Source organism: Arthrobacter sp. TJ-58, assembly GCF_058269295.1.
In genome coordinates this window covers 407428-420814 of record NZ_JBZCNM010000003.1, presented here as the reverse complement: position 1 = coordinate 420814, position 13387 = coordinate 407428, and the positions used below count along the sequence as shown (strand labels likewise).

At 59.8% G+C, this 13387-nt stretch carries 11 protein-coding genes; 6 read left to right on the top strand and 5 right to left on the bottom strand.

Annotation, left to right across the window (positions count from 1 at the left end; translation table 11 throughout):
• Nucleotides 1-8: 8 nt before the first annotated feature.
• A complete protein-coding gene (locus tag AC4D2W_RS12280; RefSeq protein ID WP_490927185.1) occupies nucleotides 9-566 on the bottom strand; it encodes a hypothetical protein in 558 nt (185 codons plus the stop codon).
• Between the two features lie 83 nt (nucleotides 567-649).
• Complete coding sequence (locus tag AC4D2W_RS12275; protein WP_490927184.1) at nucleotides 650-1198, bottom strand: alternate-type signal peptide domain-containing protein; 549 nt, start codon at nucleotides 1196-1198, stop codon at nucleotides 650-652.
• Between the two features lie 295 nt (nucleotides 1199-1493).
• On the opposite strand from AC4D2W_RS12275, the gene AC4D2W_RS12270 reads away from it, so the two are divergent.
• The 5 genes from AC4D2W_RS12270 to AC4D2W_RS12250 all read left to right on the top strand — a co-directional run bounded on the left by AC4D2W_RS12270 (nucleotide 1494) and on the right by AC4D2W_RS12250 (nucleotide 7602).
• Nucleotides 1494-2069 (top strand): arsenate reductase/protein-tyrosine-phosphatase family protein, encoded by a 576-nt coding sequence (locus tag AC4D2W_RS12270; RefSeq protein ID WP_490927183.1) that lies wholly within the window; start codon nucleotides 1494-1496, stop codon nucleotides 2067-2069.
• A complete protein-coding gene (locus AC4D2W_RS12265; protein ID WP_490927182.1) occupies nucleotides 2066-2620 on the top strand; it encodes a VanZ family protein in 555 nt (184 codons plus the stop codon). Before AC4D2W_RS12270 ends, AC4D2W_RS12265 begins: the two co-directional genes overlap by 4 nt.
• Nucleotides 2621-2862: 242 nt before the next feature.
• Complete coding sequence (locus AC4D2W_RS12260) at nucleotides 2863-3225, top strand: hypothetical protein (RefSeq protein WP_490927181.1); 363 nt, start codon at nucleotides 2863-2865, stop codon at nucleotides 3223-3225.
• Between the two features lie 100 nt (nucleotides 3226-3325).
• Nucleotides 3326-5029: a sensor histidine kinase gene (locus AC4D2W_RS12255; RefSeq protein WP_490927180.1), complete on the top strand. Its 1704-nt coding sequence runs from the start codon at nucleotides 3326-3328 to the stop codon at nucleotides 5027-5029.
• 512 nt (nucleotides 5030-5541) lie between these two features.
• The gene (locus AC4D2W_RS12250) at nucleotides 5542-7602 is read left to right on the top strand and encodes an acyltransferase family protein (protein ID WP_490927179.1); all 2061 of its coding nucleotides are present in this window, start codon (nucleotides 5542-5544) and stop codon (nucleotides 7600-7602) included.
• An 842-nt stretch (nucleotides 7603-8444) separates the two neighbouring features.
• Here AC4D2W_RS12250 and AC4D2W_RS12245 read toward each other — a convergent pair.
• Nucleotides 8445-9305: a response regulator transcription factor gene (locus AC4D2W_RS12245; RefSeq protein ID WP_490927178.1), complete on the bottom strand. Its 861-nt coding sequence runs from the start codon at nucleotides 9303-9305 to the stop codon at nucleotides 8445-8447.
• 115 nt (nucleotides 9306-9420) lie between these two features.
• Between AC4D2W_RS12245 and AC4D2W_RS12240 the strand changes: the two genes are divergently transcribed.
• Complete coding sequence (locus AC4D2W_RS12240) at nucleotides 9421-11088, top strand: sensor histidine kinase (RefSeq protein ID WP_490927177.1); 1668 nt, start codon at nucleotides 9421-9423, stop codon at nucleotides 11086-11088.
• 14 nt (nucleotides 11089-11102) lie between these two features.
• On the opposite strand, the gene AC4D2W_RS12235 is transcribed toward AC4D2W_RS12240, so the two are convergent.
• Together AC4D2W_RS12235 and AC4D2W_RS12230 are read right to left on the bottom strand one after the other, a co-directional pair.
• Nucleotides 11103-12125, bottom strand: coding sequence for an acyltransferase family protein (locus AC4D2W_RS12235; protein WP_490927176.1), 1023 nt, complete (start codon nucleotides 12123-12125; stop codon nucleotides 11103-11105).
• Nucleotides 12112-13383, bottom strand: coding sequence for a hypothetical protein (locus tag AC4D2W_RS12230; RefSeq protein ID WP_490927175.1), 1272 nt, complete (start codon nucleotides 13381-13383; stop codon nucleotides 12112-12114). Before AC4D2W_RS12230 ends, AC4D2W_RS12235 begins: the two co-directional genes overlap by 14 nt.
• Nucleotides 13384-13387: the final 4 nt, after the last annotated feature.

The window sequence follows — 13387 nt, the reverse complement described above, 5'->3', positions numbered from 1 at the left end:
TTCCTCGGTTACTGTTTGGTCGGCGCAATTTGCGCCACGTTGAGGGTGACGGGGATGTCTATCGGCGTGCCGAGCAGGGCCGCCGGAGTGCCGGCCTTCAGCTCAACCTTGAAGCAGACGTTCTGGGTGATTCCGATAGCCAGGGCCGGCATAACGGGAATCCGGGGCGCCGAGTCATATGTTGCTGCCGGAATCGCTGCACACTGGGTTCCGACCGTTGCCAGAACTGTCTTCACAGTCAGGTTGCCGCCGAAGTTATCCGTGGGGACCAGGCCCGCCAAGCTGGGCTGAACGCGAAGGGCCGAACCGGCGTTCACGTTGTTCGTGACCGTCAGCGAGGTGAATGCGGCGCTGCCCCGGGTCAATTCCCCGATGTTCAGGGCAACGGGGGTACTGGTCATCTCTGCGTTGTTGACCAGGATGCTGAAGTTCGCAGACTGAACGCTGCCGGCTTTGGAAGGCACTGCTGCATTCCACAGTGCGTATGTTCCCTGAACCGCCATGAGCCCGAGCACCACCGCGGCGAGAATCAAACCCGCCGCTTTCAGCGCTCGAAGGCTTTTCATGAATTCCTTCTTCAGGGAACAGGCTGTGCACGGAGCATGCGCACCGCGCACAGCCAGGAGTTAGAACAAGATGGTGCGGGGTACTACGGGGTGGTGACCGTGGGGGCGTTCTGGACCAGGGAGTAGCCGATGGCGCCCAGGTTGTACTTGGCGTTGGTGCTGTCGCGGCCGGTGGTGGTGCCCAGGAATTCGAAGGTGACGGTGGCGTCGATGCCGGACACGCTTGTCTTGAGCGGGTTGGCAACGGCCTTGCTGTCCTTCGTGAGGGTGACGTCGCTAACCGCAATGTTCGCGGTCTTGAATTCTTCCAAGCCGGGACCGCTGCCGTTGGTGCCCTTGCCGCCGGTGACGGCGAGGTTGGCCGAGATGTTTGCGCCGGTCAGGGTCACGTTGACCTTCTGGGTGAAGGTCAGCTTCTCGCCGGGGACCATCTTGTAGGTTGCGACTGCAGTCGGCTGGATCAAGCCACTGATGTTGCTGGTCCAGGTTCCCGCTACGGCTTCCAAGTTCAGGTCACCGGCTGCAATCGTTCCCGCCGAGGCGTTCTGCGTCGCGTTCCAGGTGGCGAGGGTTCCGCCGCCGCCGAGGAGGAGTGCTGCGCCTACGCCGATTGCCAGTGCGCCTTTAGCCATCTTGTTCATTGTGTTCCCCTTGTTTGTTTTGCTTCAAGCTTTTCGGCCCAGGAAGGTTTTCCTTGCCGCTGGGTATTACTTTGCCGCCCGGTCCTCAAGAAACAACGCGCTCTTCCCGCAGGGTTGATGCAACGTTTGGCCAATGCGCAAGGCCGGCACAAGGTAACCTCAAGATCAACGCAATGAACCGTGGATTTGTCCGCAAAAGCCCGTTTCAGCGCCCCAAAAGCATTCCAAAGCAGTCGCAGTAACCGCAAAAGCACCCGTTAGAACGCGCAATTCGAAGCCCGGAGACATGAGCACCAATACCCCGTTCCGCATCCTGACCGTCTGCACCGGCAATATCTGCCGTTCCCCCATGGCCGAGCGTCTGCTCCAGGCCGGCTTCGATGAGATGGCGCCGGGAGAGTTCACCGTCGCCAGCGCCGGCACCGGCGCCCTGGTGGGCTCCGGCATTGAACCGCACGTGGCGGGGTTCGTGAATGTTTTCGGCGGGGATTCCACCAACTTTGTGTCCCGCCAGCTCAGCTCCGATATCCTCGCCGGCCAGGACCTGGTGCTGGCCCTGAGCCGGGCGCACCGCAGCAAGATTGTGGAACTGGCCCCGGGCCTGCTGCGCCGCACCTTTACCCTGCGCGAACTGGCGCGGCTGCTGCCCGAGGTGGAGGGGCAGGACGACGTCGGCGCCTCCGAACGCTGGACGGCCGCCCTGGGCAGGGCGCTTCGCCTGCGCAGCGCCAACCCCGGAGGCCCGGGCGAGGACGACGTGGTGGACCCCTACCGCCGCAGCGAGGAGACCTACCAGCAGATGGTGCAGGAACTGACCCCGGCGGTGAACACCCTGCTGGCCTGGGAACGGCAGTACCGGTGACAGGAGCAGGACAGCAGCCTCCCCCTCCCCCGCCGTACCCGCCTCGCCTGGCCCGGTCGGCCCCGAAACCGCGGTCCCGGCCGGCCCCGTCCCGCCCCGCGGGTCCGTCCCGGCGGGTGCGGCAGCGCAGGACTCTGGCTGCTCTCTTTCTCCTCTATATAGCGGTACTCGCATTCATCGTGCTGTGGCCCTCCCCCGTGGACCAGGGATCCGCCGGCACCCTGAAGGCGATCCTGAGCAGGCTGCACGGCATCGGGGTGCCCGGCTGGGTCAATTACTCCTTCGTGGAGAATCTGGCGAACGTCCTGATGTTTGTGCCCTTTGGGCTGATCGGCGCGGCTTGGCTGCCCGAGCGGCGGATCTGGCTGGCTGCCGCCGGCGGCATCGCGGCCTCCTGCCTGATTGAATCCGCGCAGGCCCTGCTGCTGCCAAACCGCTTCGCCACCATTTACGACGTGACCGCCAATTCCCTCGGCGCCGCTCTGGGCTGCATTGCGGTCTACGCATGGCGGAACCGCCGAGACGGCAGTAAGTGCGCGTCTGAGCGCTGAGAGATGCACCTATTGCCATCTCGCGGGGTGGGAAAGACCCCGCCGCACAATCTTGCCCCGATCTTGCGTCTTCCCCGGGGCAGTTCCTGAGCAAGTGCTGGCATTGTCGTAGATATCAAGCAGCCTTACAGAGCACCCAGCCCCGCCGCACATCACAGCGGCTCCCAGAGCGGAGGACCCCTTATGGTTCTGACAGTATCCGCTTCAACCAGCTGCACTCCGCTGCTATCCGGAGCCGGCCGATGATGGCCACGGCCGAGCACGGCCCGGACCTGATTGCCCGCGAGCAGCTCCGGGACCTGACCGACCAGCTCGGTCCGGCGTCCTGCCGCGAGTTCATCGGCAACTTCATCAACATGTGGGAGTCCCGCTATGAGCGCCTGCTCCGTGCGGTCACGGGAGCGGACGACGCCGCCACCATGGATGTCGTGCTCAGCATCAAGATCTCCAGCGAAATGGCCGGTGCTAACCGCCTGGCCGAGCTGGCCCGCTGCGCCCAGCAGCGCCTGGCGCACTCCGGTGCCGCCGGACTCGTCTCCATGCTCGCCCTCTTCGCCGCCTGCGGCCGGGAAACCATGGCCTGCCTGCTGGCCGCCCTGGGCTAGCCGCACCGCACCACGCCGAGACCCCGGATTTAAGCGCTGGTCGGAGCCGGTACTGTGAGACCTAGCAAGTTCGCTGATCTGGGGAGAGTTCAACCGCCAAATGTCACGCTTCTCCAAACGGTTGCTGTCCGGTCTGGGATTGAAAGCTGATTTTCATGAGCTGACTCTGGCCCAGCGAGTCCGGATCAGCCAGGCGCCGCTGGTCATCACCGTGGTGCTGCTCTCCCTCATTTTCGCCCCGCTGATTCCGGAGATCTTCACCCGGCCCCTGTTCCAAGCCGGGCTGGCACTGCTGGCGCTGATCACGGTGGCCACCGCCATCGTTCCCTGGGACCGCCTCTGGTATCCCTCCTACTGGATCCTGCCGATCCTGGACTTTGCCGCCGTCGGACTCCTGTACGTTGGCAGCATGGGCCTGGCCATGGGCCTTTATCTGCTCTCCGTTTTCCCCGTCTTCTGGCTGGCCTGGTCCCGGGTGTCCGCCGCCGGCACCCGCATCCTGAGCTTCCTCGGTCCGCTGGCCATTGTCTGGTATCCGGTCTTCGCCTCGGACTTTCCCGTGACCGGGCCGCGGCTGGCCGCACCCATCCTCGCCCCGCTGGTCACCCTGGCAGTGGCCGTTACGGTGACGCTGCTGCGCCAGGACATGGCGTCCCAGCAGGCGGCGCTGCAGGCCAAAGATGAGCAGCTGGAGAACGCCCTGAGCCAGAGCACCGAACGTTCCGAGCTGCTGGACGGTGTCCTGAACGCGATCGACGTGGGCGTGCTGGTGGTGGGCGCCTCAGGAGTTGTAGTGCACAAAAACAACGCCATGGGTGCACTGGATGACCGGGTGCGGCCCGCCGGCATGAAACACACACAGGAGGCGGATCTGCTGTTCTTCGCCGCGGACCGCTGCACGCCCCTTCCCATGGACCAGCGGCCTATCGCCCGGGCCCTGCAGGGCGAGGCCTTCCACGATGTGCTGCTCTGGGCAGGTCCGCGGGGAAACCAGATGGCCCTGTCCTGCTCCGCGCGGGTCCTGCGCAATGACCGCGGCTTCAATGGCGCCGTGATTGCCTTCCACGATGTCACCGCCCTGACCGACGCGCTCCGGGCCAAGGACGATTTTGTGTCCAATGTGTCGCACGAGCTGCGCACTCCCCTGACCTCCATCATCGGCTACCTGGATCTGGCCCAGGAGGAGGCGGAGGACACCGGGCTGACCGGAGCCATTCCGCACGCGGTTTCCGTGGCACAGCGCAACAGCGAACGGCTGCTGCGCCTGGTCTCCGACCTTCTCGCCGCCGCGTCGGGCAGCGTCGCACTGGATCCCCGCCCGGTGGAGGTGGCAGAGCTGATCTCCGTCTGCCTGCGGTCAGCCGGGCCGCGGGCCGCCGCCTCCGGCGTGGAGTTAAGGGCCAGCTGCTCCCCCGCGCTGGCGGTGCAGGCGGATGCGGTGCGGCTGGGGCAGGTGCTGGACAACCTGCTCTCCAACGCCATCAAATACTCGCCCGACGGCGGAACGGTCACTGTGAGTGCCTGGACCGACGACGAAGGCGCCTGCACTTTCGTGGAAGTCCGGGACACCGGCATGGGCATGACCGAGGAGGATCAAAAGGAACTGTTTACCAAGTTCTACCGCACCGGCGCCGTCCGGCAGGCAGGCATCCCCGGCGCGGGACTCGGTCTGGCCATTTCTAAGAACATTGTGGAAGCCCACGGCGGCAGCATTTCCCTGACCAGCACACCGGGGGCCGGATCCGCATTCACGGTGTCCCTGCCGCAGCCGACGGCACTTTCGGCGGCAGCACACACCTCCTAGCAGCCTACGTCTAATCTTATAAAGGTGCGCTTTCACACCGACCGGGGGGGGTGGCGCCGGACTGGGTTCTCACACCACGTCGCGGCATGTCCTCGAACGGACGTGGGGTGTCAATACGGGTAAGGCCGGCAGGGTTTCCAGCGGCAACGCCCATTCGTCAGTAAAAGGCGCCGGACGGCAGACAGAACTTCCAATATGCATGCCGCGCGTGCCCGGAGCGCACCACCCACAACAGAGATTCGGTACGGGAACATGCGCGGGAACCCTGTTGGCCGAGTGACACGGCATGGATAGACAAGTGGCCGCCCCTTCTAGCACACGAACAGGTCCTAAGTGATGCTGATGAGCGTTGTCACTCCCACTAGGTGGGGCGAAAGGTCTGCGCTCCTCCAGAGACCGCGATATCCTTTGGTCAAACGGTGCATGAATTACGCAATATACTTTCCTCAGGTTCAATAACACGGGGAAAAACTATGCCAAGAAGTGCCAGTAAGCATGCGTCGGTTTCAAATGTGTCTAAGCGGGGTGCAAAAGACCTACGTCTCGATATTCAAGGGCTCAGGGCGATAGCCGTCGGAATCGTCCTCCTTTATCACGCGGGATTCACATGGATTCCAGGAGGCTATGTCGGCGTCGACGTCTTCTTTGTTATTTCAGGGTTCTTGATTACCAGTGGTATTGTCCGTGAGATTAACCGCACCGGACGTTTGTCTATGGTAGATTTCTGGAGCCGTCGAGCCGCCAGGATTTTGCCAGCAGCGACACTCACCCTCATAGGCACTACCATCCTGAGCTATCTCGTCATGCCGATCACTCAATGGTTGCAGGTGGGCAAGGACGCTATGGCCAGCGGGATCTACATGATTAACTGGGTTTTGGCTGACAGCTCCCTCGATTACTTAGCTCGGGACCAATCGCCTAGTCCGCTCCAGCATTTTTGGTCGTTAGCAGTGGAGGAGCAGTTCTATTTAGTGTGGCCAGTCCTTCTTGTCGTAGCAGGATGGATTGCCGTTCGATGCGGTGCAAATCGGGTCGTCGGGTTCGGAGTGGCTGCCGCAGCAGTAGGAGTCGCTTCACTTCTTTGGTCGGTCCATCTGACATCTACAAACCCGGGACCAGCATACTTTGTCACCACTACGAGGATGTGGGAACTAGCAATAGGAGCAGGACTCGCAATATTCGCTGGTTTCGGGGCCGGAACTCCAAAAGTACCTGCCGCTATCCTCGGCTGGGCTGGGTTAGGCGCAATCGGATTGGCGGCCGTGACATACACGGACGCAGTGCCATTTCCGAGTTTCACAGCTGCCCTACCGACGGTTGGTGCTGCCCTGATCATTTGGGCGGGACCTATGGCGGGTAATATTGGGCCGACGGTCTTTCTATCACGGGATGTGATGGTACGAATAGGCGCAGTCTCCTACTCGCTATATCTCTGGCACTGGCCTTTGCTCGTTCTTGCCGGCGCAGTACTGGGAGATCTCAGTGCGCTTACCGGTCTCCTAGTGGTCCTCTTCGCCTTCGTCCCGGCGTGGCTCAGCTTGCAGTACGTAGAACGCCCTTTTCTGAAATGGTCGAAGTCCGCACCCGGCACAGCTCCCGCGCTCAAGACTGGAGGGCTGCTCTCCCTTGTAGCTTTGACGGCCGGAGCACTCCTAGCGGTCAGCGTTCCGCCGGTTCCACCGGTATCAAACATTGACTTCGTTGCGTCCAAACCCATGCAAAGCACGACGGCCGAAGCAGCTCCGGCCGGCGCCGAGGTGCTGTTGGCGGATATAAATTCGGGAAACCCACAGGATAGTTTCGATTCCATAGTGCCAAGCGCCCTTGCGGCTCCCAAGGATGTGCCGGAAACATGCCTACAAGATGGTCAGAGTGACGCCGTAGTTCGCTGTGTGTTCGGCGACCCTGACTCCACCACCGTATTGGCAGTTGTAGGCGATTCACATGCTGCCATGTACGTGCCGGGCATGGCAGCTGCTGCTCGTGAAAAGGGGTGGCGGCTAGACGTGTACACGAAGGGGTCCTGCCCACTAACGGCGGTGGCTGTTCGCATGGACGGACGCCCCTTCGACAGTTGTCAGTCTTGGGGGAAGGCGGTCTCTGAATACATCCTCAAAGAGCGCCCAAGTGCGCTTGTCGTTGGCTCCAGTTGGTCTTATCACGTTGCGGGGATCGAGGGAAAGGACGAGAGCGACGCCGCTCTGGCTCAAGGCATGCGCGATGCATGGGGGCCGTTCCTCGACGCAAACGTTCCTGTCATATCTGTACGAGACATGCCTCGGCCGGGGGTTTTAGTTCCCGACTGCGTAGCTCAGAATGAGTCGTCTCTAACCAAATGCGCCATGCCTCGGGACGAGATCCTGGAAGAATCAACGCCGGAAGTGGAAGCGGCGAAGGGTCTGGACGGGGCGCATGTCCTAGACGTGACGAGCGCCGTATGCCCCGGAGACATGTGTCCTGCAGTCATTGGGGGGGTGCAGATATATCGAGACGGCAATCACCTGACCGCGACATACTCCAAGACCATGCATACACAATTCGCAGCGGCATTGGAACCGATTATCTCCGAATAGGCGTTCTTCGCTCTGGAACGCATATCAGGGAATTCGGAGGTGAGGCAATATAGATGGTTCTCGTCCCCAATCTTGCGGTGCCCAATTCGGGGGCGAGTCTATCTTGATTGGGCCACCGTGGCTTTTCAGGAGTTAGTTGGCAGGGCCAGGTGTGAAACCTTTACCGTTCACGTATCTGCGCGCCGGTCGCACTCACTGGCAAGGCCACACGCCAGCTGAAGGAAGTGTTCGTGATCGATCATTCGACCGAAACCTGCCAAGGGCCTCGAAGGTGAAGGAACGAGTGCACACCGAATCATCGGAAGATGCTGCGGCCGCGGGATTAAAGCTCGAGGAACCTTCAGGAGTACGGCGCGTCCGAGGACTAACAGGCTTTCGCCGGTCTAATTCCCGCTAACCGTCAAGAGCCCGTTAGCGCTTCTTTCCGAGGCGGAGCGGTGTAGACACCGCTCCGCCTCTAGACGGAAACGCCATGCATGCGCCGCAGCCGCAACACGAGACCCGGTCGTCCGCTGTCCTCCGTGCGTCAGTACCGCGCCGCGCACGTCCTTCACTGCGCGTCCCATGGCCTCGAGTTAGGTCAGCAGCCCCCTCCACCACTCGGGCAACCGCTATCAATCACTGTAATGCAATGTAATACCACCTTGGTCTCCGCCAGGTTGGTGGCAACAATGCAATTGCCGATGCGTTCTGGTGCAGTCCGAGTCTTATGGCAACCTGATTAAAGAGACACCATAGTCCAGAAAAGCGGCATCATCGGTTAGTCATGATGGCCAGCTCGCCGCCGCCCGACGTGCAGGCTAGAGTACTCCCTCAGGTTTGTCCTAGCTAGGAGAACCGAGTCAGCGGGGCGGGGCCAGCCTGTAGCCGACGCCGCGGACCGTTTCCAGCCAGCGCGGTGAGCGCGAGTCGTCGCCGAGCTTGCGGCGGACGTTGCCCACATGCACCTCAACGGTGCGCTCGTCGGCTTCGCTGATGAATCCTCCGGCGTCGTATTCGTCCCCGCGTAAGCGGCGCACCAGATAGGTCTTGGTCCGCACCCGGCGGCCGCTTTCCAGCACGGCATGCAGTAGCTCAAACTCGGTGCGAGTAAGATCTACCGCTCGACCGTCAATCTCGGTGGTGCGGGTTCGGAAATCCAAGCTCAGCCCGTTGTGGCGGAAGTGGCCCGATTCGCGGGTTTCGGCGACCCCAGTTGGGGCGTAAGCGACGGCGCCGGCGGTCGACAGTGTCCCGCCGGCGGGTGCCGCAACGTCCGGTGCGCTGGGTGCGGCGGCCGGAGCCGCCATCGTTCTCTCGTCGGTGCCGGCGGCGTCTTGGCTGTCCTCGCCGGAACGGGGGCGGCGCAGCATAGCGGAGATGCGGGCGCGCAGTTCGCGCGGGCGGAAGGGTTTGGTGATGTAGTCGTCCGCACCGGCTTCCAGTCCCATCAGGGTGTCCAGTTCCTCGGCTCGGGCCGTGAGCATCACAATATAAGCGTCGGAAAACAGGCGCAGCTGGCGGATCACTTCGAAGCCGTCAATGTCCGGCAGCCCCAGATCCAGAGTGACCACAGTGGGATTGTGCGTCCGGACCGCTTCCACTCCCTCGGTACCGTTAGGTGCGGTGAAAACCTTAAAGCCGGACTGTTGCAATACCGCGTTTAACAGATCGCGAATATCCTTGTCGTCCTCAATGATGACTGCAACGCGCTGTGTTTCCATATGGTGCTGTTTTTCCGTCCTGCGAGACCTTCTGATAACCGCTCCCTTTACCAGAAATACTACAGGCTCCCGCTATAATCGCATCTACAGCCATGGGGATCAGGGGTTCGTTTTAATGTCCACTTTCGAGCGTCGGTTCCTAGCCATGTTGGGTATCCGCACTCATTTCCGTGAACTGTCACTGCGTATGTGGGTGGTGGTCAACCAGCTGCCGCTGGTCGCCTCAGTGCTTATCGCGCTTCCTCTAGTTGCCGTGGTCAGCCCCGCGACCTTCGAGGTACCGGCCTTCCAGCGAGGGCTGGTCCTACTGGCCGCAACCACCGCCGCTGCCGTTGCCGTCCCTTGGAAACGGCTGTTCGTGCCGGCCCACTGGGTTATTCCACTGCTGGATTTCGGCGCCATCAGCTTGCTATACACGGGCGGGCGGACCACCGTAACCGGCTTGAGCCTGCTGTGCGTGTTGCCGGTGTTTTGGCTGGCCTGGTCCGGGGCCGCCCGGCGGCTGGCCGGGCTGCTCAGCCTTGCCGGTTCCCTGCTGGTGGTGTGGACTCCGCTGTTCGCCGCCGGGCAAACGGATTTGAAGGCCCTGGCCGCACCCCTGCTGATTCCCATAATCATGCTGGCTGTCTTCGGCACAGTGGCCATCGTAGAACGGGACACCGCGGTGCAGCAGCAGCAGTTGCGGGCCGCAGAGACGAAACTGCAGGACAGCCTGCAGGAGAGCACGCGCAGCTCCGGTTTGCTCAGCGCTGTGCTGGACACCGTGGACGTGGGAGTCTTGGCGCTGAACCGGGACGCCCAGATTATTCTGATGAACAGCCGCCAGCAGGTGAACCACGAACTCACACTGCCCCCGGGAGCGAGCAGCTTTGCGGAGGACGAGCTGGAAATCTACGGGCTGGACCGCAAAACCACGCTGCCGCCAGAATCCCGCCCCGCGCAGCGCGCCATGCGCGGGGAATCCTTCACGAATTCCGTGCTTTGGGTGGGCTCCGGGGAACGACAGCGCGCCCTGGCTGTTGCCGCCCGTCCAGTGCTGGACGAGTGCCATGCCTTCAACGGTTCAGTGCTCGTCTTCTCCGATGTCACGGACATGGTCACCGCCCTGCAGAGCAAGGACGACTTCGTAGCCAACGTGTCCCACGAGCTGCGCACTCCCCTGACCTCGATCATCGGTTATCTGGACCTGGCGCTGGAGGAGGCCGGAGACCGGAATATGACCGGTCCCATTCCCTCGGCACTTGTAGTGGTCCAGCGCAATGCGGAGCGGCTGCTCGCTCTGGTCTCGGATCTGCTCAACACTGCCTCCGATTCCGTGACGCTGGACAAGTCCGAGGTGAAACTGGCCGAGCTGGTGGATATTGCCCTGCATTCCGCCGGCCCGCGGGCGGCTGCCGGCAGCGTGAAACTTCGCCGCGAACTTACCGGGGAGCCCATTCTCTGGGCCGATCCGGGACGCATCCTGCAGGTGCTGGACAACCTGCTCTCCAACGCCATCAAGTACTCTCCCGACGGCGGCGTGGTCACCGTCCGTGCCTGGGCGGAGACGGAATCAGTCATTCTGGAGCTGGTCGACACTGGAATGGGCATGAGCGTGGTGGACCAGCTGGAGGTTTTCACCAAGTTCTTCCGCACGGGTCCGGTCCGTAAGGCCGCAATCCCCGGCGTGGGCCTCGGCCTTGTGATCACCAAGTCCATTGTGGAGGCCCACGGTGGGCGGATCACGTTCCAGTCGGAGCTGGGTGCGGGAACGACGTTTCGAGTTGAAGTTCCTCTTAGATAACCGCTGCTTATCACCTAGGACACAGGAGTGGGGGCGAGCCTTCTCGGCCATGTAAAGGAAAACAGGAAGCACAGCGGCCCGTATGACCTGCCCGCGAAAACAGCAACGGTGCATGCTGCAAAGGATGCACAAAACACTGCTACAAATACCCAGAACGAATCGATAAGTGAAGCCGACTCAGAAAAAATGCGAACAAGCACCAATAGTACGGGCCAATGGACAAGATAATAAATCAAAGAGTTCTTTCCAATGAAGCTAAGAACGCGCCCCGAGCGCCCGAAAACCATCGCAAGTCGAAGAACACTCAATGCCAGGCAGGCCACAACCGGCAGAACGACGACATCATACCTTATATCGCCAAACGCAATAACTAGAGGCATGATCAGAAGAGATATTCCGGCATATACATAGGAAACTTTATTGTTAGTTACGAACGAAACAAATCTTGGACGGAACGAACTGACGACCCACCCAATTACAAAAAAGAAATACAGGTATGCTGACCGACTGAGTTGCTCGGAATTGAGCGAGCCAATTAGCAATAGAACCACCAGGGCCCCGAGAAGTACAAACTTCGGCGACAGTCGACATACGCAAAGAGAAATCAAATAAAACAAAAACAAATCGCGAAGAAACCACAAGTGGTCGATAGGTGCGATAGTTACGCTCTTAACAATCATGTTGACCCCAAATGCGTAGTCGCCCGTTCCCGAAACGACTAAAAGGCCAAACAGCAGAAGCGACCAAATGAAAAAAGGCCAAAGAATTCTACTAAACTTTCCACGAAGATACTGCAAGCTTGGTCGCTTCAACGACTTCGTTAGCAATAATCCAGATAGAAAAACCATTAATGGCATACGAGCAGGTGCCACTATATTGTTCAGAATAACCAGCCATTGCGGCAAGCCTATTTGTTTATCAACTTCTGATACTGAATGAAACGCTATAACCAAAACAATGGCGATACCTCGCGAAACATCCATCCATGCGACACGATCCTTTTGCTCCCCTATAGGAGAGCATTTATGCTCCGTCATTGGCTTCCTTAAACATTGGCGCCGTGCCCGCTTGGCTAGACGAATTGTTGACGCGCTTAGCAGATATAATAGCCCAAGAAGAGGTCAGTATTGGAATTAAGTACATCCCAACGACTGAAAGCAATAGCATTGGAAGGCCAAATCTATGGCCCCCGTAGAGTATCGAAGGGATTCCAAATATGAGGCCGATGCCCATGCCGACAATAGCGTACCTGAGCTTGTTAATAGGTGCCAGAACAGCTATCGGCAAACACTGGGAAATAAAAGCTAGTCCCACTGCAGCCGCCAATAGCAACGACTCCACGAAAGTGACCGAAACAAGCCCGATCGACAAAACAGAGATTACAACCGGGCCCAAAGGGATCATCAACAAAATCAAAATCAGTCCGGAAATGATCACACTCCGAAACATTCGTCCCGCAGTCTCAACAGCTCCCGAACCGCGCCCTAGATCGCCTGCCATTTTTCCGGTGATGAGTTGAGTAAGCGGCAGTGCCACCGACATTAACTGTTTCTGCACTTTGTCTACAACTGCAAAGACTACGAAAACGTTACCCCCAATTACCGCACTCAACGGAAGTGCAATCGAAGAAAGAGTCACGTAGAGAACGTTAGTCCCCAGGCCTTTCGACTGAACACGCACCGATCTTAGGACTTCACTCATCGTTGGCCGATTGAGCTTCTCCGCAGTTCTTTCCTGTACTTTCCGTAAGGTCAAAACGATAGAAAGAACCAGGCCTAAGACGAGACCTCCCGCAAATAACTCGCCAGTTCCGGTCGCAACTACACCCAATAGGCCCACAATGGTCCCCATTGACCTTATAAATGCATCCACCCAGAAAAGACTGCGTGGATCATCGATTCCGAGGAAATACCAGCTCGATGCGCATCCAAGTGCGGTACTAGCTAAGGCAGTCCAGAGAAGGAGGGTCCTCTCAGGATACAAGATCAATATTGTAGTCGAAATTAGGACAACTACGAGGAGTGCAACGAGCACCCGCGCATAAAGCGAAACATTAAAGTGCCTTCCTTGTTCGCTTACTGACGAGTTTGCAATGAGAGCGGGGCCGACAACAGGCCATCCCAAACTCACGAGCACTGAGCCAAACAGCCCTACAGCCTGCCCAAGCGCAATTTCGGCCCAGCCGTCCGCACCGATAGAATAGATAAGTACAGGAACTGAAGCTATAGAAACAACTCCGTTCAAGGCAGTTGGAGCCAAGTACCATGATTTTTTTACTAGGTTTCGATCCTTCACGGTG